The organism is Devosia honganensis (genome assembly GCF_042648785.1).
GTDB classification, from domain to species: Bacteria; Pseudomonadota; Alphaproteobacteria; order Rhizobiales; family Devosiaceae; genus Devosia; species Devosia honganensis.
Genome location: NZ_JBHRYD010000013.1, coordinates 122037 through 147260, shown reverse-complemented (window position 1 = coordinate 147260; position 25224 = coordinate 122037). Strand labels below are relative to the sequence as shown.

Genomic DNA, 25224 nt, shown 5'->3' with positions numbered 1-25224 from the left:
CTTCAGCCCTTAACGGCGCCCTGGGTGAGCCCGCCGATCAGGCGTTTCTGGATGATGAGGAAAAGCACTGTGGCAGGGAGCGCGCCGACAACGCCGCCGGCGGTAAGCAATCCCCATTCGATCTGGTATTCGCCGATAAGCGTCTGGATGGCGACGGTAATGGTCCTGACACTGCGGCCACCAAGGGTCAGCGCGTAAATATATTCGTTCCACGACGTGATGAAAATGTAGATGCCGGTGGCGATGATGCCCGGCGTGCAGAGCGGCAGGATCACCCGCCACAATGCACCCAGCCTGGTACAGCCATCACTCATGGCGGCCTCATCGATGCTCTTGGGAATGGCGTTGATATAGCTGGTCAGCATCCAGACCGAAAAAGGGATGGCGATGGTCGCATTGGCCACAACCAGCGCCAGATGCGTATCGAGCAGCCCCAGCCGGCGCATCAGGATGAACAGCGGCAGGATCAGCAGCACGATGGGGAACATGTTCACCATCAGGAACTGTGCCATCAGTAGTCGCCGGCCGGCAAAGTTGAAACGCGAGAAGGCATAGGCGGCGGTGATGCTCAGTGCCAGCGCCACGGCCACCGTCCCCACTGATACGATGAGGCTGTTGACCATGTTGCCCAGGAAGCTGGTGCGGGCGAACAGGCGTACGAAATTGTCAAATGTCCAGCCGCCCGGATCGATCTGGACGCCGACCTGCTGCAAGCGGCTCTCGGGCGTCACCGAGGTCATGAACATCCAGACATAGGGCGCTAATGCGAAGGCCACGATCAGCAGCATGGGCACATGCGTACCAGCGATTTTGCGCCACAGCGGCGTGTGCTTGACCATCAGCCAATCGCCTTTGCGTTACGTCGAATATAGAAATAGACGGCCACTGCCAGCATCGCGGTAAACAGCAGCGCCAGCGCCGAGCCATAGCCGAAGTCGAGGTTGGAGCGGGCCTTAATGAAGGCGTAGAGCGGCAGCGTATGGGTGGCATAGCCGGGGCCGCCGCCGGTCATCACATAGATGACGTCGATCGAATTGGCCGTCCACACGATCCGCAGTAACACCGCCGTCGCCATCACCGGTGCGATGGCAGGCAGCGTGATGCGCACGAATTGCTGCCAATTGGTGGCGCCATCGAGAGCGGCCGCCTCGTAGAGGCTCTTGGGCACCGCCTGCAAGGCGGCAAGCAGCATGACGGCAAAGAAAGGAAAGCCCTGCCAGGTCATCGTCAGGATAATGGCGTGGAGCGCAAGGCTCGGATCGGACAGCCACGGAATGGTGGTTTGCAGCAGGCCGAGCCGAAACAGGATGTCGTTGAGTACCCCCGAATTGGGATCGTATATCCAGCGCCACATCAGCGCGATCACGACGCTTGGCAGCGCCCATGGAATGATGATCAGCGCCCGGGCCAGAGGACGCCAGAAGAAATCGCGGTTGAGAAGTACGGCGGTGGTCAGCCCCAGCAGCAGTTGCAGCGGCACGGTGAGGCCGATCCACAAGGCGGTATTGCCCACCGAAATCCAGAATACCTCATCCTGCATGGCGGCGATGAAATTGCCGAGCCCGACAAAGGTCAGTTGGTTGGGCCTGAACAGCACATAGTCGTGCAGGCTGAGAAACATCGCCTCTGCCATGGGCCAGAAGATGATGACCAGGATGATCAGGACCGTCGGCGATACCAGCACATAGGGCAGGATCTGCCAGCGTGTCCTGTTTGCAGGGGGAGTGATGGGCGCACTCGCCATTGTCAAAGCCTCTCTCGAACAGGGTACAGGGGGGCTGGTGCCCCCCTGCATTCACTCAGTTCTGCGCATAAAGCCGCGCCAATTCCTGCATCATCTGCTCAGAACTGATCTGGCCCGTCAGCGCGCGCTGCATGGCCGTTGGCCAGGCGGTGCCTACGAAGTCCGACGTGGCCGGAACTGACGGCAGCGATGTGGCATAGGGCAGCGAGTCAACTGTGGCTTGAACGAAGCGCTGTTCGTGGCCGTCCCAGCTCTCGGTATCGGACTTGGTGATCGGCAACTGGCCGGACGCCTGATTCCACAACGCATTGTTCTGGCTGGAGGATAGGAATGAAATCCACTTCCAGGCAGCTTCCTTGTCCCGTGCTGACGACAGCACCGCCAAGTTGTCATCACCGAATGCCGTCCAGCGGCCATCATTGCATTCGGGAACAACGGTTGCGGACACCTTGTCGCCCAGCGCGTTCACCATGGCATTGGCGGAACCGATATGATGCACGGTCATGGCGGTCAGGCCCTGCTGAAAGCCCCCGATGATTTCCTGGAACCCGTCATTGGGAGAGGACGGTGGAAACAGTCCTTCCTTGAACATGTCGATCATCACCTGGTTGGCGGCGATGGTCTCGGGCGTGGCCAGATTATCGAACGAGGCGCCGGGCAGCACGAACGGCCCCCACACGTCATGTCCGCCCGTAGCGCCCCGGAAACCAAATCCATATTGGTCGATCTGGCCATCGCCATTGGTGTCGGCGGTTAGCGCCCGCGCGGCATCAATAAAGGCGGCGCAGGTCGCGGGCGGCTCAAGCCCGGCAGCATCGAACAGGTCCGCTCGATAATACAGATACAGCACGACATACTGCACGGGCAGCAAATATTGCTTGCCGTCCGGCGCCCCCGTCATAGTCAACAGGTTGTCGAGCAGATCGGCCTTGCCGGTCCAATTTTCGATCCAGCCATCGAGCGGTTCGAGGGCATTCATTTCGAGCAGGCGGGGCTGCGCGAACAACCTGATCTGCGCGGCATCGGGGGCATTTCCGCCCGCGATCGCCGTATACATATTGTCGAAATAGCTGTTCCAGGGAATGTTCTCGGCCTCCACCGTGATCCCGGGATTCTCCGCCTCGAACTTGGCGATCAGCTCGTCCATCGGATTTTCAGGATTGTCAAAGTGATACCAGAAGTGAACCTCCTGGGCCGAAGCCATTGCTGTCGTGCCAAGCAGCATGGCGATGGATAGGGCAGTCTTGAGCGCTTTCATGTTTTTCCTCCCATTTTGCGCAATCCGGCAACCCAGTCGCCGGCTTTGGTGAAGGCGTCCCGGGCTTCGCCGAGGACCGTAGTCATCTGCATGAACCCGTGGATAACGCCGTCATGAACATGCAGGGTGTCCTTACGACCCAACATGTCGAGCCTGGCTGCAAGAGCGAGGCTGTCGCATAGCAGGGGTCGAGCCCCGCCGCGTTGAGATAAAGTGGGGGTAGTCGCGCCAGGGCGTCGGTGCTGGCATGAAGGGGGGCCGCCAGCGGATCGTGCCGATCTGCGGGTTCGGGAGCATACCAGGACCAATAGCGGCCCATTCGCTCCGTGGTGAGGCCGTAGCCCACGCCGTAGCGGTGGTGCGACGGTGTCGATGGATTGTTCTCATAGACGCCATAGAACAGCAGGCCGAAATCGGGCAGCATGCCGCCCTCGGCTTGGGTCGCGAGCATGGCCGCCAGCGCTAGGTTGGCGCCCGCTGAATCGCCGGCGATCCCCAGCCGGTGCGGCAGGCCCAACAGATCCGCCAGCGCCGGCAATGCCGCCAGCGCAAGACGGCAGTCATCGAGGCCGGCGGGGAAGGGATGCTCTGGCGCAAGTCGATAGTCGATCGAAAGCACCGCCATGCCGGTTGCGGCGGCGAGGCATCGGCAAGTGCGTTCATGCGTATCGATCGAACACAGGCTCCAGCCGCCCCCGTGCAGGTGGAGGATCAGGCCCGCTGCGCCGGGGGGCGCAACCAGCCGGCACCGGAAGCCGAGCCCGGCAAGGTCGGAAACCTCACGGGCCTCCATTGCCGGCAGGTCGCGGTTCCAACGGCTATTGGTCTGTTCAGCCAGGAGGCGGGCTTCCTTCGGTGCGATCAGCGTTGGATCGGGGAGGCCCGCATCCTCCTCGGCGAGCCGCGCGACGATGGTAGCCATTTCGGGCTGCATTGTCTCCCCGAAGACATAAGCGCGCGACATCTTCAACCCGGTCATGCGCTTGCGCCCCGGACTTCGAAGATTGCCGGCCCGAGATCGATAATGGTTTCGATGTGGTGGCCGATGGCGGCCACTGCGCGGCCCACGTCCCCGCTTTCTATCGCCTCGACGATGGACCAGTGTCGTGAAGCCTGCACCTTGAGATCGCGCGGGCCGGTATCAATCACGATCTTGTAGCGATGATTGTGCAGCAGGCAGCGGTCGAGGATCGGCTCCAGCGCCGGCAGTTGCGCGGCGCTGAATAGGCGCTGATGGAACGCACGATCGAATTGCGTTTGGCGATACTCGTCGCCCAGGCGGGATGCATCCTCCATGGCCCGCACAAGATCTTTTATGTCATTGACCAGCGTAGCGTCGCCGCTTCCCACGGCTCGCATCATGCCGCGCGTCTCGATGCCGCGGCGCACGAGAAACATTTCAATCGCCTCGTCGTGCCCGCATTCGGATACCCGCGTGCCCTTGTGGCCCTGGCGATAGACGAGTCCCTCGTCGCGCAATTTCAGCAGCGCTTCACGGACGGTGCCCTGGCTGCATCCAAAATTGCGCGCCACTTCCATCTCGATCAGCGGCTCCCCAGGAAGAAGCTGACCCAGCATGATCTGCCGCTTGAGCGTTTCAAGCACACTCGCACTCTTGCTTTGTCTCAACATCTCATCGGGCTGCACCAGCGGCACTGCGGTCTCCAATCCTATTCGGCGGGGCTTGCGCCGAATTGCCTACTATGATTATCAATATCGATATTGATAGTGATTTCCTAAAACGACGCAAGAGGGAAGAAGCCATGGGGGCAATCAGCCTCAGGGACATTCACAAAAACTTCGGCGCCTTTCCGGTTGTACGTGGCGTCGATCTCGAGATTGCGGACGAGGAATTCATGGTCTTCGTCGGCCCATCCGGCTGCGGTAAAAGCACGCTGCTGCGTATGGTTGCCGGCCTCGAGACCATTTCATCAGGCGAGATGACGCTTGCTGGGCGCCGGATCAACGATATCGAGCCGCGCAATCGTGACATTGCCATGGTCTTTCAGGATTACGCGCTTTATCCGCATATGTCGGTGCGTGAAAATCTTGCCTTCGGGCTCAAGATGCGAAGGGCTGCGCCGGCCGAAATAGATTCCCGCATCGCCGAAGCTGCCGAGATACTGCAAATCGGCGCCCTGCTCGACCGGCGGCCGAGCGAATTGTCGGGCGGTCAGCGCCAGCGCGTCGCCATGGGCCGCGCCATCGTGCGCCGGCCACTGGTCTATCTGTTCGACGAGCCCCTATCCAATCTGGATGCCAAGCTGCGGGTCGAAATGCGGCTGCAGATCAAGCGCCTGCACCAGCTTTTGCGCACCACCACCATTTATGTAACCCATGATCAGACTGAGGCGATGACCCTAGCTGATCGCATCACCGTGCTGAAGGACGGGCTCATCGAGCAGGTTGGTACCCCAACCGAACTCTACGATCAGCCCAACAGCCTGTTCGTCGCCCAGTTTATCGGCTCCCCGGCCATGAATGTGGTTGAGGGGGTCGTTATCGGCAGCGGGCGCGACATTTCTATCCGACTTGATGACGACATCGAACTGCCGCTGCACGCCTATGACCTTCGGGCAGGCCATCGTGTCATGATCGGAATCCGTCCCGAGCATCTCGAGCAGCCCCGGCACGGCGAAAAGCCCAATAGCTTCGCTCTTACCGGAACAAGTGAACTCGTTGAGACGCTTGGGTCGGATACGTTCGCGCTATGCGCGATTGGCAGCCTGCGCCTGATGGCACGGTTAACCCCCGGGCGCATCTCCGCACCCGGCCAGCGCATAGATCTCGAACTCAATCTCGACCGCCTCCACGTCTTCGACGCCGAAACCGGCCTTCATCTGCCCCGTCAATCAGCCTGATCTTTTCACCCCCGGAGTTCTATTGTGATCAAGCGTGACTTCACCAATAAAATTGGCATCAACCCCTGCGTCTATCTCTCGCGTTGGGGTGAGGAGGAGGGCTTTCCGGCCATCCGCAAGGCTTCCGAGCAAGGCTATGACCTGATCTGCGTGCCCCTGCGCAATCTGGCTGCCGTCGACCCAGACAAGACTGCCCGGGTATTCGCGGAATGCGGTACCAGCCCGGTCAACACATTCGTCTTCGCGCTTGAAGACGACATCGCCTCTAACGACAAGACGGTTTCCGAGCGCGGCGTCAGCAGGTTGCTGGAGGCTATTGCCAAGGCTCGCGACATGGGCTCGACATTTTTGGGCGGCCCAATCCACCAGGCGCTGACTAAGCATGCCGGCCCCGTCGATCCCCAGGGCGTCGAAAATGCCATGCGTGGACTGGACATATGCGCGACCGAGGCCGCCAAGTCTGGTATAAAATTGTCCATCGAGGTGCTCAATCGCTACGAGTCCAGCATGATCAATACCGGCACTCAGGCTATGGCCTTCCTGGATAAGATCGGTAATTCCAATCTCTGGGTCCATCTCGACACTTATGCGATGAATATCGAGGAATGCGACATGGCTGCTGCCATCGCGTATTGCATGCCGCGCCTGGCCTATCTGGAGATCGGCGAGAGCCATCGCGGGCGCCTGGGCACGGGCAGCGTCGATATTGCTGGTGCTGTGCGAGCCGCCGTGCGTGCGGGCTATTCCGGTCCCCTCGGATACGAAGCTTTCTCGGCCGGCACGTCCAATCCGCAGCTCAACGCCAATCTAGCGACATGGCGTACCATGTGGACCGATAACGACGCAGCGGCGCAGGAAGCGCTTGACCGCATAGTCGTGGAGCTGAATGCCGCCAACGCGTCGCTTTACAAGCTGAGCTGACAGCCAGCCAGCGTTTCGTTCGGCACCATGCTAGGCGCAATCAGCGCCTAGCTCTGATCCCTGCGGGCCGGCCCGCGTTTCAGCGCGATCGCCCCTATCGTGCCGCTATGGGCACTCGTGCAGCGTCTCTGTCCTGATCCGTTCGATCGCTTTCAAGAACGCCTCGTCGCCATTCTCCAAAGCGCGCCAAACTGGCCGATCAGGGGTCAGGTGTTATTCGGCACCCTAGTATGACCCCGCCGATGATTGGAATTTCAAAGATTTATCGTGCCGATCGGCGTCCAAACCCCTCGCCGATGCACACGCGCTGACGACAAGCCCATTTTTGCCGCAACTGCGGCAACGACTCGACAGGTTGTCGGGGCTCTGAGCATAGAATTGTCCGCTATCGCCAGGTTGCGTCCAAGAGCTGCCTGTCTGAATACGCCCCCCTTCGCGACAATCGACTACCTGGCTGCCCTAAATGATGTGTGCAAAGCAGTCTGCTACATCAGGATTTACCCTGGCGCGACGTAACAGCCCCCACCCTTCACCTATAACTTCTGGGTTGACACCGACTATTTGTGACATGCGAGCCTTGAGCCTAAACTTTGATGACACATGGCCCGCATCGGTTACGCCCGCGTCTGCTCCTCGCCCCGCGCTACTGGAGTTCCTGCGGCAGGAGCTGCCAGGCACGAACCAGCTCACTCACCGAATGAAGGTCCATCTTCCGCATGGCGTTACTGCGATGGAGCTTCACGGTCACCTCGCTGATGCTCAGATCAAAGGCGACCTGCTTGTTCAGCCTGCCCCGCGCGACTTCACGCAGGACTTCCAGTTCGCGCGGCGTGAGCGCCTCAAGGTGATCGAGCATCCGCTGGCGCTCGGCGCCGGCAGCACGTTGCTCCGCGTCCCGGGTCAGCGCGACAGCAATCGCATCGAGCAGTGTCTGGTCCCGCACCGGCTTGGTGAGGAAATCGACTGCTCCTGCCTTCATGGCCTCGACGGTCATGGGGATATCGCCGAAACCCGTGAGGAAGATCACCGGCTTCGGATTGCCGTTGCGCATCAGCTGGCGCTGCAGATCGAGCCCGCTCGCGCCCGGCATGCGGACGTCGAGGATTAGGCATCCAGGAGCGTCAACGGCATTCGAAACGAGCAAATCCGCGGTGGAACCAAAGGCTGTCGTCTCGTAGCCGGCCGACTGGACGAGATCGGTGATCGCCTCACGTATAGCGGCATCATCGTCGACGACAATCACCAGCGGCACGCCCGAAGCGGATGCGACTGACATGGAGGCAGGCTGGGCGGCTCTATGCGTCATCATGGTCATTCTCCCTGTTCGATTGGGTGAAGCGCGCCGGCGACAGCCGCCAGAAGAGCCCCCGTATCAAACGGCTTGCGGAAGACCTGGGATCCCCCCCTTATCCGCCCCCGCTCTGCTAGTTCATGTCGCCCCGTAATGAGGAAGACCGGCAAGCTGGGCCGTTCTCGCTGCGCAATATCGCGCAGTTCGAATCCATCCATCCCCGGCATGCCAATATCGGCGACGATCAGGTCGACTTCACGCAGGCCTTCCTCGATCAGTGCCGTCGCCGACTGGAAGGAAATTGCATGATAGCCGCTCGCCTCCAGCAGATCGCTCAGCGATTCCAGCATTCGCATATCGTCGTCCACCACGGCAATCGTGGCTCTGGCCTTGGTCACGTCATATCTCGCTTTTCGGCAGGGTGAAGCAGAAGCGTGCTCCGCCGCCCATATTGGTCTCGGCCCACAGTCGTCCGCCATGGGCCTCCACAATGCTCCGGCAGATGGCGAGCCCCATCCCCATGCCGCTGGGCTTGGTGGTGAAGAAGGGCTCGAACACCGTCTCGGGAGAACCCAACCCGGGACCGTTGTCCGAAACCTCGACCTGGACAGCGCCGGAAGTCTCCAGCGCCCTGACCTTCAACACGGGCCCAGGTGATGCCGCCATGGCCTCAAGACCATTGCGCATCAGGTTGACCAGCACTTGCTGAATCTGGACACGGTCAACACGCAGGAGTGGCAGGCCCGGCGAAAAGTCCAGCACGATGCTGACGCCCCGGCGCAGAGCGTCTTCGGCGAGCAGATTGCGGGCTTCGACCACGATTTCGGCAACATCGGTGGAGATCCGCGTCTCGTTCGATTGCCTGAACAAGGCCCGGATGCGGCTGACGACGTCGGCCGCTGCATTGGCATCGCGCACGATACGACCCCCGGTCGCAGCGGCCCGGTTCAGATTGGGCGGATCGGCGGAAAGCCAGCGTTCAAGCGCGTGCGAGTTCGCAACAATGGCGGCAAGGGGCTGGTTCACCTCATGCGCGATCGATGCGGACAATTCGGCGAGGCTTGCAGCCTGTGCTGCACGTGAGAGGCGATCCTGCGAAGCCCGCAGTTCATCCTGCGCCCGCACCTGGTCCTCGATGTCGACGCATGCGCCGTTCCATTGGACAATGTGTCCGCGCTCGTCGCGCATTGGCGAGGCTCGGGTTTCGACCCAGCGATAGACGCCGTCGAAGCGACGCAGCCGATGCCTGCGGGCATAGGGCTCTCCGGTGTCGAGCGAGCGCCCGTAGTGCTGGCGTACCTCCTCAAGGTCATCAGGGTGAATGATGCCTTCCAGCGTTGCGCCCAACCCCGCGCCGATCTCACCGTTGCCGCCAAGTCCCAGATACTCGCGAAGCCGTCGACTGCGAAAAGTCGGTCGGCCCTGAGAGTCGGCGCAGTATACCATTACCGGCAAGGTCTCGATCAATTCCCGCAACGACTGCTCGCTGGCGCGCAACGCATCCTCGGTTCGCCTATGGACGTCGATATCGATGCCGATGCCGTACCATCCGGTGATCCGGCCATCAGGGCGAAGCGTGGGGCGAATGGTGAAACGGTGCCAGACATAGCTGCCTGTCGACCGCAGCACGCGATAGTCGAAGTTGAAATCCTGCCCGGTGCGCATGCACATCCGCAGGTGTTCGGCGGCTGCGGGATAGTCGTCGGGGTGCACGCCGAGCTTCCAGCCAAGATCGCCGCCGTCGAGGAAACTCCTGTCACCGAGTGGGCGATTGAGATCGTCGAGCGTCATGCCGATCGAGGTCTGCGCCACAGGTGTGGCATAGGTGAACTGCCCATTCGCGTCGAAGGCGAAGGCGGCGCCGTGCATCTGCTCGATGATTTTCGCTGCCCTCACGGCTGCATCGGTCTCTCCGATGTCGTCGGTGGCGGTCCACGCTTCGTCCGGCCGCTGCACTAATGGCTCCACGGGGACGGCAGCATCATAGCCAGGCTCGGCCTGGAATTTGCCGAGCGCGTAGCCTCCATCGTCCTGCAACTGGCGACAGAAGATGATCTGTGGCACTCCGTGACGGAAAGCCCGCGAAAGCGCCTGCAGAGCGGCAGGCCGATCTTCCGGATGGATATGGCCCACCGGGTCCGAGCCGGCAGCCGTTGATGATGAGGGTTCCGTGATGGCCTCCTCTCTGATGCTCCCCGTCGCCATCAATAGCCAACATGAGGCCCCAGGGCACCTATACGAGGGTATAGGATCATCCATCCTTCGGGTAGAGCCGGACGGGAAAAGCACTCGTCTGCTATTTCTTCGGCCGCGGGGAGAAACCGAAAAAATCGCCACATTCGCCATTGCCGTCATGTCCGGTTGACACGGCTCGTTCGAAGATACCGGCAAGTGGGCCGGCGTTACCACCGGCCCTTCTTTGCTCAATTCGCAGCCGCGTCGACGATCAGCGCGGCCACTTCGTCGGGATGTGAGATCATCAGCGCGTGCGAGCCTCCCTCAATCGCCACGGCTTTCACCACACCGGCTCGCTCGGCCATGAACTCTTGTACGGCGGCGGGGATGTTGTAGTCGGCCGAACCATAAACGGTGAAGGCGGGAATATCCTTCCAGGTGGCGACCGTGGTCAGCTCCTCGAGGGCCGCCTGCGTCACTGGACGCTGCGTCGACGCCATGAGCGCGGTGACATCCACCGGCAGATTAGCGGCGAACTGATCGTGGAACTTCGCCGCTTGGATGTAGAGGTCGACATTGCCATCCGGCAACGGCATCGGCTGCAAAGCGTCGCCCAGCGTCGAGCCCGGGAATTTGGTGGATAGCGAGAAGGCCGACTCGCCGGCCTCGGGGATGAACCCGGCCACATAAACCAGTGCCTTGACGTTGGCGTTGCCGTTTGCGGCCTCGGTGATGACGAGCCCGCCATAGGAATGGCCGACCAGCACCACATCGCCAGGGATTGACTTCACCACCGCCGAAACGGAGGCGGCGTCGCCCGAAAGCGTGCGCAGAGGATTGGCGGCGGCGATGGTCTGGTAGCCATCCTCGTTCAGTTTGGCAATCACGCCGTTCCAGCCCGAGGCATCCGCAAAGGCGCCGTGTACGAGAATAATGGTCGGCTTTGCCGCTTCCTGCGCCACGCCGCCACCGGCGCCGCCAAACGCCGCCGCGGCGGCAAGGGCGATCACTCCGAGTGTCTTGTGCATTGTTGTTCTCCAATCGGCCGGGATTGGCCGTGGCCGAACATGGCGCGTTCGGGAGCGGCAGCCATTCACGCTTGGGGCGAGCTTGGGCTGCACGAATGGATAGACGGGCCTCCGCCTCCCGCCACCTCCAACCCTTCCGAAAGAGAGGTGGCTACGCCTCTTGCACTGGCGAACCGGCTCCGAGGCTGAATGGCCGGATGGGATTGACTGGCAGGAGATGAGATCGAGCGACCAACGCTCTCTCACCTGAACGAAAGGATTCGAAAGTGAACAAGCTAATCCCGCCCACCCCCGTCCTCGACCCGGCCGTACAGGCCTTCCTCGAGGGGCTTCCCTCCGACAAGCCGATCCAGACCCTCGCACCCGTCGATGCGCGTGGCGTCCTCACCAGCGTGCAGCAGGCCGAGGACCTCACGCTCGCCGATGTGCTAGTCAAGGACGTCGCCCTGCCTCTCGGCCCGACCGGCAGCACCAATATCCGCGTCATCCGGCCCACCGGCGCGACCGGCGCCTTGCCCGCCATCATCTATATGCATGGCGGCGGCTGGGTGCTTGGCGATCGAGACACGCATGACCGGCTCATCCGCGAGCTGGCAACCGGCGCCAATGCCGCACTGATCTTTGTCGACTATGAGCGCGCGCCCGAAGCGCGCTATCCGGTCGCCGTCGAACAGGGTTATGCCGTGGCCAAGCATGTTGCCGACAACGCCGAAAAGCTGATGATCGACGGCAACCGCATCGTTGTCGCCGGCGACAGCGTCGGCGGCAACATGGCCGCGGTGATCGCGCTACTTGCCAAGGAACGAAAAGGGCCGGCCTTCAAGGCACAGTTGCTGTTCTACCCGGTCACCGACGCTTCAATGTCGACCCGCTCCTACCAGCAGTTCGCCAACGGCCCCTGGCTCACCGCCGACGCAATGGCCTGGTATTGGAAACAGTACATTCCGGAGGCCGGCCAGCGGGCACAGAGCCACGCCTCGCCGATCAACGCCACGAAGGACGAACTCGTGGGGCTGCCCCAGACGCTCCTCATCACCGATGAGAACGACGTGCTGCGCGATGAGGGCGAGGCCTATGGCCGCAAGCTCGCCGACGCGGGCGTTCGTGTTACCTCGGTTCGCTACAACGGCACCGTCCATGACTTCGTGATGCTCAACGCGCTTGCCGCCACCCCCGCGGTACGGGGCGCCATCGGCCAGGCCACTGGCTATCTGCGCTTTGTCTTCTCAGAGGCCTGAGTCTCGGGCGGCGGGCCGATGCCCGCCGCGTGGGGCCTGATGGCCACACTGCCTACCGTCCCTACACCTTCGACATAGGACATCAAGTCCTCCGAACAATGTTCCGGCCTTGCCGGACCAGCGATGCTCTCCAGGCCAATCAACTTCTCAAACACAGGAGAACATCATGAAAATCGTGGTCATCGGCGGCAGCGGGTTCATCGGCTCGAGACTCGTGGGACGGTTACGCCAGGGCGGGCATTTTGTTGTCGCCGCCTCCCCCTCCACAGGTGTTAATACCGTCACGGGCGATGGACTGCCCGAAGCCATGGAAGATGCACAGGTGGTGATCGACGTCGCCAACTCGCCCTCCTTCGATGGCGCCGTCGCCTGGGACTTTTTCTTCACTTCGTGCCACAACTTGTTCGCCGCCGAGAGCGCGGCCGGTGTCCGCCACCATCTGGCGCTGTCCGTCGTCGGCACCGGCCATTTGCTCGATAGCGGCTATTTCCGGGCCAAGTACCTGCAGGAACAATTGATCGCGGAATCCGGCGTTCCCTACACCATCCTGCGCGCCACGCAGTTCTTCGAATTCATGGGCGGCATCGCAGCCTCAAGCACGCAGGACCAGATCGTCCGCCTGCCGCCCGCGCTCACACAACCGGTCGCGGCCGATGATGTGGCCGAAACGCTCGCGCAACTAGCGGTTCGCCCGCCTGCCAATGGGCGGCTGGAACTTGCCGGCCCGCAGCCTTACCGGCTGAGCGACGTGGTGGACCGCGTGCTGGCGGTGAACCACGACGAACGGCTGGTGATTTCGGACCCCTCCGCGACCTATTTCGGCATCCGCATCGACGAACGCGCCCTGATCCCCGGACCGGGCCAGCCATTCATCGGCGCCATCGGTCTCGACGACTGGCTGGCCCGCAACCATCTGCAGACAGCCTGAGGAGATGGCCATGCTTATCTCACACGTTATGCCCGCGGCCCTCGCCCGCCTACGAACCTTTGACGAACATCGTTCGGTTCGGGATGCGGCAGAAGCACTCTCCGATACCCAAGTCGGTTTGCTTGTGGTTCTCGGCAGCAAAGGCGAGGCGAGAGGTGTGGTCAGCAAGTCGGATCTCGTTCGCCATTTGGCGCGCTGGACATATGGCGAAGCGCCCCTGCTCGAGGTCATGTCCCAATCCGTCGTGTCCGCCTCGCCCAAGGCCGACCTCCGGCAGACCTGGCAGTTCATGGCCCAGCAACGCTTGCAGAATCTGCCTCTCCTCAATGCCAACCGCAAACCGGTTGGCATGCTCGACATCCGAGATGCTCTCGAAGCCATCCTGCAGAGCGAGGAGCGCCAGGAGAATGAGCTCATCAACTACATCGCCGGTTACGGCTATCGTTGAAACGAGAAGAGTTCGAGGAGATCGGTTAGGTACTGGCACACTGCAGATCGATCACTTTCCTCGAGGACATTCACCAAGCGTACGCGGCAAAAGTCAGAAATCATTCGAGAGGTTAGGGCGGCTTTTGGCATCGGCGTCTCGTTTCCGGGATTTGGGGGGCGCACCGAATGGACGAGTCGACTACACAAAAAGCTAAACGCCATTGCCCTCCTGGCCACCTCTTCGGTTAAGCAGCGACCGCAGAAGCCCCGCACTCGTGAAGCCGACGCCCTACCCGCTCCGCCAGTCTTTGCTCCTTCGCAGAGGTGGATAAGCCTGTACCGCCGCCAAAAATGTGAGTTGAGGCGAACTGTTGCCTGCAATTTTCGAAGTGAGGCGAACTGTTGGGTGGTTCGTTGCCAAATTGAGGCAAACCAAATTCTTAGCCCATTGATTCAACGAGAGAATTTCCATACCCTGAGGCAAACCGACCGTCGGCGATAGGCAGCCCACATAAGTTGGTCCCGTACAGTGGGCCCGACAGACCGCCTCAGGCTGAAGCAATCGACCGAAAGGCCCCGGAAGCGGGGCCGTTCTCTTTTCCGCGGATTTCCTGGCGCGTTGGCCCCTATCGGGCTTCGGCCTTCTTTCCTTCAAGCCCGAACAAGACCGACCAAGGGCCGAGATGATCATGCGTGACCCTGCCTTCGGTCCACAGGGCATGCCCTTTCCCGATCGACTGATCGTCAAGCGGCGTCTCGGAAAGATTGGCCGTGAGCGCAAGCATTGCATCATCGCCCAGCGCCCAGCGGACCGTGAACGCACCCGGGCCCAGCACGCGGTAGTCGGAACCATCGCCCGGCGCCAAGGCGAGACGAGGTGTTATTTCAGCGGCACGCAGGCGAAGAAGGGCGCACACGAAGGCGACATGGTCCTTCGAGGCGGGGCGCTGGAGCTCCTCCCACGGCAACTTGGAGGCCAAAAAAGCCTCTCGGCTCAATGGGTCCAGCGGTTGGCGCCCCTGATCGCCTTTGTCCAAAAACTGCTTCAATTGCTCCTTGCGGGCCGCCCTGACCTTATCCGCAAGGTCTCCTTCCAGGTCGGAAAAATAGAGAAAAGGATTGGTGCTTCCCCATTCCTCACCCATGAACAGCAGCGGAATATGTGGGGAAAGCAGGTTGATCACGGTCAGGCTGCGGAGGGCCTGGGGCCCAATCAGGTCAGGCAGGCGTTCACCGAAAGGCCGATTTCCGGCCTGGTCGTGATTTTGCAGAAATGACACGAAGGCGGTGGGAGGAAGAAAGGCGCTGGGCTCACCTTTGGTGGCGCCCTGGTGTTCCATCCGTTCGCCTTGGAAGGCAAACCCTTCCGCCAGCGCGCGCGCCAGCAGATCAGTCCGTCCATGATAGTCGGCATAATACCAGGCACTGTCGCCCGAAGCCGCCGATTGGAGGCTGTGATGGATGTCGTCGCTCCACTGCGCGTTGTAGAGCCACGCCGATCCATCCTCCTTGCGCTTGAGCCAATTGGCCTGGTTCCACGAATTCTCCGCCACCAAATGGATATGTCGACCGTCGGTGGCGCCGCGAATCTGCTCGGCCAGATCCTGCAGCATATGCTTGGGGCCAGTATCCTGGATTTCGTGAACGGCGTCGAAACGCAGACCGTCGAACCGGAATTCGTTCAGCCAATAGCGCGCATTGGCGAAAACGAATTCGCGGATCATGGCGGAACCTTCATCGTCGAAGTTGACGGCCGGCCCCCAAGGCGTTTCGTGCTTGCTGCTATAGGCCGGAGCATAGATTTTGAGGTAATTTCCTTCAGGGCCGAAATGATTGTAGACGACATCGAGGAACATCATGATGCCGCGCTCGTGGGCCGCATTGATCAGCGCCTTGAGGTCGTCCGGCCGGCCATAGGAGGAGTCCGGAGCAAACAGCAAGGCTCCGTCATAACCCCAGTTCCAGCGCCCGGGAAAATCGGCCAGCGGCATCAGCTCGATCGCGGTGACGCCCAGCTCGGCGAGATGATCGAGCTTGTCGATCGCTGCGCGAAACGTGCCGTCCCGGGAGAAAGTGCCGATATGAACTTCGTAGAACACCATCTCTTCCCATGGGCGCCCGCGCCAGCCCCGGTCGGTCCATTCGAAAGATTGCGGGTCGATGACCTCGCTGGGACCATGCACGTCTCGCGGCTGGAAGCGCGACGCCGGGTCCGGCACTTCGGTGCCGTCATCCATGACATAAAGATATCGCGTACCAGCGCCGGCCCCCTCAACCTCCAACTCGAACCATCCCCGCGAAAGCGAGCGCATCGGCAAGGTCCGTCGCGGATCGAATAGTTTGAGCGAGACCGCCGTCTTATATGGCGCCCAAAGACGGAAGCGCACGCCCTCGGCGGTGATCTGGGTTCCGAACTTGGATTCCTGTTCCCAGCGCGCAGTAGGCCGCACCCTGGCGGCTGCGATCGACGACATGTCGTTTCCTTTGACGGCTCCGGAGATGGCGCGAAATCCTGCGCATGGCCTCAAGCCACCGGACAGCGAATCGTTCCTTCGGAGACATGTGGAGCGGCAGCTCCAGCGCCAGCCGACAGCCCGAGGATGTAGACCTAAGCTGGTCTCAGACCCGGACCAGGCGTTGCCTTGCGGATGCCATCAAGCGTTGCTGTTTTCCGGGCGTTCTCTGCGCAGGCCGCCGGGGGTTTCGCGGGGCTGCTGCCCCAAGCAGTCAAGGGATGGCGAAAATGGATATGGATGGGCTTTGGATGGTGGAGCGGGCCTTCTGGCTCGATGGTGTGGAAGCCTACGAAGCCAATCTTCACGATGAAGCGGTGATGGTGTTTCCCGGCCTCGGCATCCTCGACCGCGAAGCGATCATCGACAGTATTCGCCACGCTCCCAGATGGACCCAGTTGGAGATGTCCGACCAGCGAGCGATCACAGCCGGCACAACGGCCGTGCTGGCCTACGCAGCGGAAGGCAGGCGGGAGGGCGCCGAGCCGTACCGGGCTCGCTGTATCTCGACCTATGTGAAGCGTCCCGAGGGGTGGCGTATGATCAGCCACCAGCAAACGCCTGTATAGCGCCCGTGGGGAGCGCGGGCGCACCTTTCTCAACACCAGGCTTTATCGGCGGCTGTTGCCATTCATAGACGTCCTCACGAAAAGGGCCCCGGCTTCCACCGGGGCCCATGTCGTTTCAACCCGAAGGGCGAAGCGGCGTCAGTGGTTGTCGCGCGGCACGCCTTCGGTCTGGGCGATGCGCTGGTACTTGACCGCCGGCTTGAGCACGGCGCCATCGCCCAACTGGTCGATGATGCCGCGCTGGATTTCCTGCCAGGGCGTCTGATGCCTGGGAAATTTGTAGCCGCCGTCCGCCTCCAACGCTGCGCGGCGCGTTGCGATCTCCTCGTCGGAAATCAGGATATCGGCCGCGCCCTTGTTGAGGTCGATCCGCACCCGGTCGCCGGTGCGCAGGATGGCGAGATTGCCGCCCGCCGCCGCCTCCGGAGAGGCATTGAGGATCGAGGGCGAGCCCGAGGTGCCCGACTGGCGACCGTCGCCGATGCAGGCGAGCGAATGAATGCCCTTCTTGATGAGGTAGTCGGGCGGCCGCATATTGACCACCTCCGCGGCACCCGGATAGCCGACCGGGCCGGCACCGCGCATGAACAGCAGCGTGTTCTCGTCGATCTCCAGCGCCGGATCGTCGATGCGGTGGTGATAATCCTCGGGTCCGTCGAACACGACCGCCTTGCCCTCGAACATGCCGGGATGAGCCGGATCGCTGAGATAGCGGTCCCTGAATTCCTGGCTGATCACGCTGGTCTTCATGATGGCATTGTCGAACAGATTGCCGCGCAGGACCAGGAAGCCCGCCTCCGCCTTGAGCGGCTCGCCGAAGGGACGGATGACCTTTTCGTCCTGGATGGGCGTGTCGCGGCAATTTTCGCCGATGCTCCGGCCATTGATGGTGGGGGCATCCTCGTGGATGAGGCCCTGCTTCATCAATTCGTTGACCACGGCGGGCACGCCGCCGGCGTGATAGTAATCCTCGCCCAGATATTCACCCGCCGGCTGCAGGTTCACCAGCAGCGGCACCTGATGGCCATGGGCCTGCCATTCGTCGATCCCGAGGTCGACGCCGATATGACGGGCGATGGCGTTGATATGGATCGGGGCGTTGGTGGAGCCGCCAATGGCCGAATTGACCACGATGGCGTTGAGGAAGCTCTGCTTGGTGAGGATGTCGGAGGGCTTCAAATCCTCATGCACGATCTCCACCGCACGCTTGCCGGTGCGGTAGGCGATTTCCTGCCGGTCGCGGTAGGGCGCGGGAATGGCGGCGGAACCGGGAAGCTGCATGCCCAGCGCCTCGGCCAGCGAGTTCATCGTCGTGGCCGTGCCCATGGTGTTGCAATAGCCGGTGGAAGGAGCGGAAGACGCCACGAGCTCGATGAATTTGGGGTAGTCGATCTCGCCGGCGGCCAGCATCTGCCGGGCCTTCCACACGATGGTGCCCGAACCGGTGCGCTCGCCCTTGTGCCAGCCATTGAGCATGGGGCCGACCGACAGCGCGATGGCCGGGATATTGACCGTCGCCGCCCCCATGAGCATGGCCGGCGTGGTCTTGTCGCAGCCGATGGTCAGGACGACGCCATCGAGCGGGTAGCCGTAAAGCACCTCCACGAGGCCAAGATAGGCCAGATTGCGGTCAAGGCCCGCCGTAGGGCGCTTGCCGGTTTCCTGGATCGGATGCACCGGAAATTCGATGGCGATGCCGCCGGCTTCACGAATTCCCTCGCGCACCCGCTCGGCAAGCACAATGTGGTGACGATTGCAGGGGCTGAGATCGGACCCGGTCTGGGCGATGCCGATGATCGGCTTGCCGGACTGCAACTCCTCGCGCGACACGCCGAAATTCATGTAGCGCTCGAGGTAGAGCGCGGTCATGTCCGGATTGTCGGGATTGTCGAACCACGCGCGCGAGCGCAGCTTGCGGCCGCCGGAGCCGCCATTGTCTGCCGTCATCTTGCCTATCCTTGCTGAATCCGCACCTGCGGATCTGAGGGCCTTTCCGGGTCCCGGTCCGTGCGCCGAAGGCGCTGCGAACGGGGCCTGTGAATAAATCATACAAATCGGAAGGCGCTCTGCCAATGCCTAAAATCCACCGCAGGGAATTTGTCGGCTCGCGCTTCCGGCGGCGGCGAAAACACTCTAGGGTCGCGCCGCGCATGGGACAGAAAAGGCGGGAACTGGTTTGACTGAGACCGTTGCATGGATGGCCGTGGACTGGGGCACCTCCAATCTGCGGGCATGGGGGATTGGCGCGAGCGGCACGGTCACGGGCTCGGCCAGTTCCGAAAAAGGCATGGGAAAACTGTCCGGCGTGGAATTTCCGGCGGCGCTGGCGGAAGTGGCTGCACGGCTCGACCCGTCCGGGTCGAGCCTGGAGGTCCTGATCTGCGGGATGGCAGGAGCGCGGCAGGGCTGGATGGAAGCGCCCTATCTGGAGGCCCCGACCGATCTGCGCCAGCTCGGCGCGGGGGCCGTTCGCCCGACGATGCCGGATGGAACGCTTACGGCCGCGATCCTTCCCGGCGTCTGCCAGAAGCAGGGCGGAGAGGATGTGATGCGGGGCGAGGAAACCCAGTTGCTGGGACTGGCCGTGCTTTCGCCCGGCTATGGGGGCCTCGTCTGCATGCCCGGCACCCATTCGAAATGGGCGCTGCTGGACGGAACCCGCATCCAGCGCTTCACCACCGCCATGACCGGCGAGCTTTTCGACCTGCTCAAGACCCATTCGGTGCTGCGCCATTCGCTGCAGGGGACGCTCGATGGCCCGGGACGCGACGAGGGTTTTTCGGCGGGGGCGCAGGATGGGCTCGACGCGCCCGGCGACCTGCTCGGCCGGCTGTTTCGCGTGCGGGCCGGAGCACTGCTTTCGGGCCGTGAGCCGGACTGGTGCGCCGGCTATCTATCGGGCCTGCTGATCGGCACCGAGATCGCCGCGCATCGCGGGCAGATCGGCGCCGAGCCCGTGCCGCTGATCGGCTCGGCTCCGCTTTGCCGGCTCTATGCGAAAGTGCTGGAGATGGACGGCGCCAGTGGACGCACCGTCGATGCAACCGAAGTGGTGCTGGCCGGGCTCAAGGCGGCACGCGCTTCCATGGAATGAGGCTTTCCGACATGAACCATCGCCACATCATCGCCATCCTGCGCGGCATCACGCCGGACGAGGCGGTTCCCGTCTGCACCGCCCTTGCCGAAGCCGGCATCACGCTGATCGAAGTGCCGCTCAACTCGCCCGATGCCACCGTCAGCATCGCCCGCGCGGCGGAGGCCCTGGCCGGAAAGGCCGAGATCGGCGCCGGAACCGTGCTGACGCCGGAAGACGCCAGGGCGGTGGCCGGGGTAGGCGGAACCTTCATCGTCTCGCCCGACACCAATGTCGCGGTGATCGCCGAAACCGTGCGCCTGGGGCTCAAATCCTACCCGGGCGTGTTCTCGCCCACGGAGGCGTTCGCCGCCATCCGCGCCGGAGCCACGGGGCTGAAATTCTTCCCCGCCGAGGTTCTGGGAGCCAGGGGCATCAAGGCGATGAAGGCGGTGTTGCCGCCCGCCCTGCCCCTTTATGCCGTGGGCGGCGCCAATCCCGACAATTTCCACGAGTTCTTCGCCGCCGGCTGCACCGGTTTCGGCCTTGGAACCTATATCTTCAAGCCCGCCACGACCGTGGCCGAAGTGGCCGAACGGGCCGCGTTGGCGGTCGCCGCCTATGACAAGGGAGTTTGACGTGACCGATACCGCCCGCCTCCTCATCGACAGCCGGTGTTCCCTGGGAGAAGGCCCGATCTGGCATGACGGTCGCAACCAGTTGTTCTGGTTCGATATCGAAAACCGTACGCTGTTCGCCGCCACCGAAGAGGGCGAACAACAGGGCGAATGGCGTTTCGATGAAATCGTCGCCGCTGCCGCCATCGTCGATGACGATCATCTGATCCTGGCGGCGGAAACCGGCCTCAAGCGCTTCACCATAGGATCGGGCACACTGGAGCATTTGGTCGATATCGAGCGGGACGTTCCGGCCAACCGCACCAATGACAGCCGTGTCCACCCCTCCGGCGCATTCTGGATCGGCACGATGAAAAAGCAGGAAGGCCCCAAACAGGGCGCGGTCTATCACTATCGCGAAGGGACACTGGCAACGATAATCTCCAACGTGGCCATACCCAACGCCACCTGTTTCTCGCCGGACGGGCGCACGGCCTATTGGGCCGATACGCCGGATCGGAAAATCCTCAAATGCCAGACCGACCCGGAAACCGGCATGCCGATCGGTGAATGGACGCTGTTCGCCGATGTTTCGGAGCATCGCGGCCATCCCGATGGCGCTGTGGTGGACAGCGAAGGCTATCTGTGGAACGCCCGCTGGGGCGGCTCCTGCGTCATCCGTTATGCGCCCGACGGCTCGCTCGACCGCATCGTCGAGGTTCCGACAGGCCAGGTCACCTGCCCGGCCTTCGGCGGCAAGGATCTCAAGCGCCTGTTTCTCACCACGGCGAGCCGGTCCCTCCCGGCCGAGCAGGCCGAGGCTGAAAAGGCCGGAGGCATCTTCTATATCGACCTCGACGTTGCCGGCCTGCCCGAAGCCCGAATCCGGCCCTGACGCCCGCATCAGCGCGACGGAATCCGCCAAGGCCGATCGAGCGTGCCGATAGCGGGGCGAACGTCAAAGCGCCCCGCACCCGCATCCCAGCCCAGCCGATGCACGCCGCCGGCGGCGAGTTGCGCCGGACCGATCACCAGGCCCTCCTCGAAGCAGCGTTGCGGGGGATGGATGCGGGCGACGATCAGATCGTGGCGGCCGCAATCCTCGGCAAAGGCAGCGGCATTGCGTATAATGGCGACGGAAAAATCTGCCGTCCGCACGATGCAGCCCAGCGCGTCGCAACGCGCATCGGGGTGCCTGGCCGCGATTGCGGTCTGGTAATGGCGGCTCCAGACATCGACGGCGAAGCTGCCGGTGCGGCCGCTGGCCAGCGCCATGCCGTCGCCCGAGGCAATGGCGACGGCCTGGGTGGTATCGGCGATCAGCACGTCGGGGCGCGGCTCGGAACCGAAGGCGACGATCACGACAACGGCCAGAGCCGGCACCAGCAGGCGCCACTGCGTCTCGATGAAAGCGAACCAGGCGAGAGCCACGAGGCCCGCCCCCAGGGTCCAGCCGGCAAGCAATGGATTGCCCGTCAGCCCGACACTCCACCCGGCGACCAGTTCAGCCACATCGACCATGCGATCGATGCCCCAGCCCATGACCGAGATGAAAGCCGCCTCCAGGTCCAGCGGCATGGCCAGTACCGACAGCACGCCGAAGGGCATGATGACGAGGCTGACAAAGGGCAGCGCCAGCACATTGCCCAGAACGCCAAGCGGCGCGGTCTGCTGGAAGTGATAGGCCGAGAACAGCAGCGTCGCGAACCCGGCGATGAAGCTGGTCCAGGCGGTGACGGCGACGACGCGCAGGAGCCGCGCGAGCCGGCCGGGATTTCCGTTCGCCAGCGGGCGGGGCAGCTCGTAAATGCCGATCAGCCCGACGACCGCAGCAAAGGATAGCTGAAAGCTGGGGCGAAAGACGCTGGCCGGATCGATCAGGATGATCAGGATGGCCGCGATGGCGACATTGCGCATGGTCAGCGCCCGCCTGCCGGCAAGGACGGCGCCGAAAATCAATCCGAGCATGAGGGTGGAGCGGAAGGCCGGCACATTGCCGACCCCGCCGGCCAGCAGCAGATAGAGGAAGGCCGCGGCCAGCCCGACCATGGCGGCAATCTGCTTGACCGGCCAGGCGACCAGAATTGGAACGCTGGCGAGGCCGAGACGCACCAGCCAGAAGATGCCGCCCGCGACGATGGACAGGTGCAGGCCCGAAATCGAATAGATATGGGCAAGGCCTGAAGCGGCCATGACGTCGCGCGCCGCATCGGTAATGCCGCTCTGGTCACCCACCACCATGGCCTTGCCGATGGCGGCAGTGTCTCCGTCCAGAACCGCATCGATGCGCTTGCCAATGGCATTTCGCAGCGCCTGCACGTTCCGGGCCATATCGGTGGCGTCGCCGTCGGCGATCCGCTCGACGGCTCCCGTAGCGGAGCCATAACTGCCGACGCCGATAAAAAAGGAATGGAACTGACCATCATGGGCGCCCGGCAGCACCGGTCCCGGCACCGGCGCCAGCCGCAGGGCGGCGCGCAGGCGATCTCCCGGCTGTAAATCAGTTTCCGAGGGCAGCAGCAGGCGCGCGCGGCGAATATCGACCGGCCTCGCCCCATCGACCGGCTGCAACAGCGAAACCAGCACGCGCCGCTGGCGGTCATCGGCGGAGATGACTTCATCCACGTGCGCCTCGTAGGTGCCGAAGGTGGGATAGGCGAGCATGGCCGTACCGAAGAAGGCGGCATGAAGGGGCAACAGGCAAAACCCGAACCAGAATGCTCCCAGATGTACGCCGAGACGCAGCCCCCCGAGGGAGCGCCGCCGGCCGGCAAGAACGATGAGCGCCGCAGCCAGGATCGCGCCGCCGGCAAGAACCAGACCGGCCGGTTCCGCCGGCAGTGCTGCATACAGGGCAAGACCGAAGATCAGGTGAAATGGCAAAAGAACGAACAGCCGCCGCCGATATGCCGCCTCGGCGAGGGCGGAAGCGAGGCTGGAAAAGGCCGCCAGTATCCAGCCGGTGCCCCCGGTATCCGGCGGCCAGGACTTGCGCGCCGGCCGGTCCCGCCACGCCAACGGCTTTTCCGATATCCCCTTGCCGCCCTGCACGCACGCCCCCACCCTTGCGCTCAAGCCCGCCTATGCTACACACAGCCCGCAATTCCTCAAATCCTCCGGTCTTCCATGTCCCAGGTCGTCACCCGCTTCGCTCCTTCTCCCACCGGCTATCTGCATATCGGGGGCGCTCGCACGGCCCTTTTCAGCTGGGCCTATGCCAGGAACCAGGGCGGCAAGATGCTGCTGCGCATCGAGGACACCGATCGGGAACGCTCGACAGAGGCAGCGGTGACCGCGCTGATCGACGGGCTCAAGTGGCTGGGCCTCGACTGGGAGGGCGAGCCGATCAGCCAGTTCGCCCGGTCCGCCCGCCACGCCGAAGTGGCGCATGAGCTGGTGAAGAAGGGGCATGCCTATTACTGCTATTGCTCCCCCGAGGAGCTGGACCGGATGCGCGAAGACGCCCGCGCCGCCGGCAAACCGCCGCGCTATAACGGCTATTGGCGCGACCGCGACCCTTCCGAGGCGCCCGAGGGCGTTTCGCCCGTCGTCCGCATCAAGACGCCGCTGAGCGGCGAGATCGTCGTGCGCGACCATGTGCAGGGCGACGTGGTGTTCAAGACGGAAAATCTGGACGATTTCATCATCCTGCGCTCGGACGGTTCGCCGACCTATATGCATGCGGTGGTAGTGGACGACCACGATATGGGCGTGACCCATATCATTCGCGGCGACGATCACCTGACCAATGCCGCCCGGCAGATCGTCATCTACAACGCCATGGGCTGGACCGTGCCGGAGATGGCCCATATCCCGCTGATCCACGGCCCGGACGGTGCAAAGCTCTCCAAGCGGCACGGCGCGCTGGGCGTCGAGGCCTATCGGCAGATGGGCTATCTGCCCGAGGCGCTGCGCAATTATCTCGCCCGGCTCGGCTGGAGCCATGGCGACGACGAAATCTTCTCCACCGAGCAGATGGTGGAATGGTTCAGCCTCGAGGCGCTCAACAAGGGCGCGGCGCGCTTCGACTTCGTCAAGCTCGAAAACCTCAACGGCCACTATATCCGGGAGGCTGCGCCCGAATATCTCTATGGGGTCATGATCGAGACGGCGCGGGAAACCGGCCGCGAGGCGGACGCCGTGGGGCTCGAGGCCAATCGCGACACCGTGCTGGCGGCGCTGCCGGAATTGCAGCCCCGCGCCAAGACGGTGTTGGAGCTGATCGACCTGGCGCAATTCATTTATGCCGAGCGCCCGATCAAAGCGGACGAGGCCGCCGCCGCACTGTTGACTAATGAAAGCCGCCTGGTGCTGGCGGGTATTGCCGAAACGTTAGGGGGGCTTGCCGATTGGTCAGTGCCCGCCATCGACGCGGCCATGCGCAAGCTGGCGGAAGAAAAGGGTTTGAAGCTGGGCAAGCTGGCCCAGCCATTGCGCGCCGCGCTTACCGGACGCACCGTTTCTCCGGGCATTTTCGAGGTCATGGTGCTGATCGGCCGGGAAGAAAGCATGGCCCGGCTCGGCGACCAGATCCCCCGTTGACCGCTCGCCGCGCCTGCCCCCCTGCAGAGGCGCAGCG

General features: G+C 62.8%; 22 protein-coding genes. 10 read left to right on the top strand and 12 right to left on the bottom strand.

Annotated elements, in window-relative coordinates; all coding sequences use genetic code 11:
- Positions 1 to 2 precede the first annotated feature (2 nt).
- From ACFOOL_RS13895 to ACFOOL_RS13875, 5 genes are all read right to left on the bottom strand, one after another.
- On the bottom strand, positions 3 to 839 hold the full coding sequence (locus ACFOOL_RS13895) for a carbohydrate ABC transporter permease (RefSeq protein WP_380097809.1): 837 nt from the start codon (positions 837 to 839) through the stop codon (positions 3 to 5).
- Positions 839 to 1744: a carbohydrate ABC transporter permease gene (locus ACFOOL_RS13890; RefSeq protein WP_380097807.1), complete on the bottom strand. Its 906-nt coding sequence runs from the start codon at positions 1742 to 1744 to the stop codon at positions 839 to 841. Before ACFOOL_RS13890 ends, ACFOOL_RS13895 begins: the two co-directional genes overlap by 1 nt.
- Before the next feature lie 55 nt (positions 1745 to 1799).
- Complete coding sequence (locus ACFOOL_RS13885) at positions 1800 to 3002, bottom strand: ABC transporter substrate-binding protein (protein WP_380097805.1); 1203 nt, start codon at positions 3000 to 3002, stop codon at positions 1800 to 1802.
- 82 nt (positions 3003 to 3084) lie between these two features.
- The gene (locus ACFOOL_RS13880; protein WP_380097803.1) at positions 3085 to 3981 is read right to left on the bottom strand and encodes an alpha/beta hydrolase fold domain-containing protein; all 897 of its coding nucleotides are present in this window, start codon (positions 3979 to 3981) and stop codon (positions 3085 to 3087) included.
- Positions 3978 to 4658 carry a GntR family transcriptional regulator gene (locus tag ACFOOL_RS13875; RefSeq protein WP_380097802.1) on the bottom strand — a complete coding sequence of 227 codons (681 nt, stop codon included), beginning with the start codon at positions 4656 to 4658 and terminating at the stop codon, positions 3978 to 3980. Before ACFOOL_RS13875 ends, ACFOOL_RS13880 begins: the two co-directional genes overlap by 4 nt.
- 47 nt (positions 4659 to 4705) lie before the next feature.
- On the opposite strand from ACFOOL_RS13875, the gene ACFOOL_RS13870 reads away from it, so the two are divergent.
- A complete protein-coding gene (locus ACFOOL_RS13870; protein ID WP_380097800.1) occupies positions 4706 to 5863 on the top strand; it encodes an ABC transporter ATP-binding protein in 1158 nt (385 codons plus the stop codon).
- A 24-nt stretch (positions 5864 to 5887) separates the two neighbouring features.
- Positions 5888 to 6784 (top strand): sugar phosphate isomerase/epimerase family protein, encoded by an 897-nt coding sequence (locus ACFOOL_RS13865; RefSeq protein ID WP_380097798.1) that lies wholly within the window; start codon positions 5888 to 5890, stop codon positions 6782 to 6784.
- Between the two features lie 643 nt (positions 6785 to 7427).
- Here ACFOOL_RS13865 and ACFOOL_RS13860 read toward each other — a convergent pair.
- From ACFOOL_RS13860 to ACFOOL_RS13845, 4 genes are all read right to left on the bottom strand, one after another.
- The gene (locus ACFOOL_RS13860) at positions 7428 to 8090 is read right to left on the bottom strand and encodes a response regulator transcription factor (RefSeq protein WP_380098013.1); all 663 of its coding nucleotides are present in this window, start codon (positions 8088 to 8090) and stop codon (positions 7428 to 7430) included.
- 5 nt (positions 8091 to 8095) lie between these two features.
- The gene (locus tag ACFOOL_RS13855) at positions 8096 to 8473 is read right to left on the bottom strand and encodes a response regulator (RefSeq protein ID WP_380097797.1); all 378 of its coding nucleotides are present in this window, start codon (positions 8471 to 8473) and stop codon (positions 8096 to 8098) included.
- Between the two features lies 1 nt (position 8474).
- On the bottom strand, positions 8475 to 10139 hold the full coding sequence (locus ACFOOL_RS13850) for a PAS domain-containing sensor histidine kinase (protein ID WP_380097796.1): 1665 nt from the start codon (positions 10137 to 10139) through the stop codon (positions 8475 to 8477).
- A 359-nt stretch (positions 10140 to 10498) separates the two neighbouring features.
- Positions 10499 to 11260: an alpha/beta fold hydrolase gene (locus ACFOOL_RS13845; protein WP_380098012.1), complete on the bottom strand. Its 762-nt coding sequence runs from the start codon at positions 11258 to 11260 to the stop codon at positions 10499 to 10501.
- A 284-nt stretch (positions 11261 to 11544) separates the two neighbouring features.
- Here ACFOOL_RS13845 and ACFOOL_RS13840 point away from each other — a divergent pair, with 284 nt between their 5' ends.
- The 3 genes from ACFOOL_RS13840 to ACFOOL_RS13830 all read left to right on the top strand — a co-directional run bounded on the left by ACFOOL_RS13840 (position 11545) and on the right by ACFOOL_RS13830 (position 13892).
- Positions 11545 to 12516 carry an alpha/beta hydrolase gene (locus ACFOOL_RS13840; RefSeq protein ID WP_380097795.1) on the top strand — a complete coding sequence of 324 codons (972 nt, stop codon included), beginning with the start codon at positions 11545 to 11547 and terminating at the stop codon, positions 12514 to 12516.
- A gap of 166 nt (positions 12517 to 12682) precedes the next feature.
- Positions 12683 to 13444: an SDR family oxidoreductase gene (locus tag ACFOOL_RS13835; RefSeq protein ID WP_380097794.1), complete on the top strand. Its 762-nt coding sequence runs from the start codon at positions 12683 to 12685 to the stop codon at positions 13442 to 13444.
- Positions 13445 to 13454: 10 nt separating this feature from the next.
- Positions 13455 to 13892 (top strand): CBS domain-containing protein, encoded by a 438-nt coding sequence (locus ACFOOL_RS13830; RefSeq protein WP_380097793.1) that lies wholly within the window; start codon positions 13455 to 13457, stop codon positions 13890 to 13892.
- A 607-nt stretch (positions 13893 to 14499) separates the two neighbouring features.
- On the opposite strand, the gene treZ is transcribed toward ACFOOL_RS13830, so the two are convergent.
- A complete protein-coding gene (treZ, locus tag ACFOOL_RS13825; protein WP_380097792.1) occupies positions 14500 to 16347 on the bottom strand; it encodes a malto-oligosyltrehalose trehalohydrolase in 1848 nt (615 codons plus the stop codon).
- A gap of 260 nt (positions 16348 to 16607) precedes the next feature.
- On the opposite strand from treZ, the gene ACFOOL_RS13820 reads away from it, so the two are divergent.
- Entirely contained in the window at positions 16608 to 16955 is a 348-nt protein-coding gene (locus tag ACFOOL_RS13820; RefSeq protein ID WP_380097791.1) for a nuclear transport factor 2 family protein, read from the top strand.
- 138 nt (positions 16956 to 17093) lie between these two features.
- Here ACFOOL_RS13820 and ACFOOL_RS13815 read toward each other — a convergent pair whose 3' ends face one another.
- Entirely contained in the window at positions 17094 to 18902 is a 1809-nt protein-coding gene (locus ACFOOL_RS13815; protein ID WP_380097789.1) for an IlvD/Edd family dehydratase, read from the bottom strand.
- A gap of 229 nt (positions 18903 to 19131) precedes the next feature.
- Between ACFOOL_RS13815 and ACFOOL_RS13810 the strand changes: the two genes are divergently transcribed.
- From ACFOOL_RS13810 to ACFOOL_RS13800, 3 genes are read left to right on the top strand one after another with little or no spacing between them, the layout of a single operon-like run.
- Positions 19132 to 20049: a 2-dehydro-3-deoxygalactonokinase gene (locus ACFOOL_RS13810; RefSeq protein ID WP_380097787.1), complete on the top strand. Its 918-nt coding sequence runs from the start codon at positions 19132 to 19134 to the stop codon at positions 20047 to 20049.
- A gap of 11 nt (positions 20050 to 20060) precedes the next feature.
- On the top strand, positions 20061 to 20666 hold the full coding sequence (locus ACFOOL_RS13805; RefSeq protein ID WP_380097786.1) for a 2-dehydro-3-deoxy-6-phosphogalactonate aldolase: 606 nt from the start codon (positions 20061 to 20063) through the stop codon (positions 20664 to 20666).
- Position 20667: 1 nt separating this feature from the next.
- Positions 20668 to 21540 carry an SMP-30/gluconolactonase/LRE family protein gene (locus tag ACFOOL_RS13800; RefSeq protein ID WP_380097785.1) on the top strand — a complete coding sequence of 291 codons (873 nt, stop codon included), beginning with the start codon at positions 20668 to 20670 and terminating at the stop codon, positions 21538 to 21540.
- Between the two features lie 8 nt (positions 21541 to 21548).
- On the opposite strand, the gene ACFOOL_RS13795 is transcribed toward ACFOOL_RS13800, so the two are convergent.
- A complete protein-coding gene (locus ACFOOL_RS13795; RefSeq protein WP_380097784.1) occupies positions 21549 to 23663 on the bottom strand; it encodes a ComEC/Rec2 family competence protein in 2115 nt (704 codons plus the stop codon).
- 108 nt (positions 23664 to 23771) lie between these two features.
- On the opposite strand from ACFOOL_RS13795, the gene gltX reads away from it, so the two are divergent.
- On the top strand, positions 23772 to 25187 hold the full coding sequence (gene gltX / locus ACFOOL_RS13790; RefSeq protein ID WP_380097782.1) for a glutamate--tRNA ligase: 1416 nt from the start codon (positions 23772 to 23774) through the stop codon (positions 25185 to 25187).
- The last annotated feature ends 37 nt before the right edge of the window (positions 25188 to 25224 follow it).

Excerpts from the sequence above, each read along its gene's own strand:
- ACFOOL_RS13820 (WP_380097791.1), top strand. The coding sequence starts at position 16,608 with ATGGCGAAAATGGATATGGATGGGCTTTGGATGGTGGAGCGGGCCTTC.
- ACFOOL_RS13880 (WP_380097803.1), bottom strand. The coding sequence starts at position 3,981 with ATGACCGGGTTGAAGATGTCGCGCGCTTATGTCTTCGGGGAGACAATG.
- ACFOOL_RS13860 (WP_380098013.1), bottom strand. The coding sequence starts at position 8,090 with ATGACGCATAGAGCCGCCCAGCCTGCCTCCATGTCAGTCGCATCCGCT.
- ACFOOL_RS13815 (WP_380097789.1), bottom strand. The coding sequence starts at position 18,902 with ATGACGGCAGACAATGGCGGCTCCGGCGGCCGCAAGCTGCGCTCGCGC.
- ACFOOL_RS13805 (WP_380097786.1), top strand. The coding sequence starts at position 20,061 with ATGAACCATCGCCACATCATCGCCATCCTGCGCGGCATCACGCCGGAC.
- ACFOOL_RS13885 (WP_380097805.1), bottom strand. The coding sequence starts at position 3,002 with ATGAAAGCGCTCAAGACTGCCCTATCCATCGCCATGCTGCTTGGCACG.
- ACFOOL_RS13835 (WP_380097794.1), top strand. The coding sequence starts at position 12,683 with ATGAAAATCGTGGTCATCGGCGGCAGCGGGTTCATCGGCTCGAGACTC.
- ACFOOL_RS13870 (WP_380097800.1), top strand. The coding sequence starts at position 4,706 with ATGATTATCAATATCGATATTGATAGTGATTTCCTAAAACGACGCAAG.
- ACFOOL_RS13830 (WP_380097793.1), top strand. The coding sequence starts at position 13,455 with ATGCTTATCTCACACGTTATGCCCGCGGCCCTCGCCCGCCTACGAACC.
- gltX (WP_380097782.1), top strand. The coding sequence starts at position 23,772 with ATGTCCCAGGTCGTCACCCGCTTCGCTCCTTCTCCCACCGGCTATCTG.
- ACFOOL_RS13890 (WP_380097807.1), bottom strand. The coding sequence starts at position 1,744 with ATGGCGAGTGCGCCCATCACTCCCCCTGCAAACAGGACACGCTGGCAG.
- ACFOOL_RS13895 (WP_380097809.1), bottom strand. The coding sequence starts at position 839 with ATGGTCAAGCACACGCCGCTGTGGCGCAAAATCGCTGGTACGCATGTG.
- treZ (WP_380097792.1), bottom strand. The coding sequence starts at position 16,347 with ATGTCGTCGATCGCAGCCGCCAGGGTGCGGCCTACTGCGCGCTGGGAA.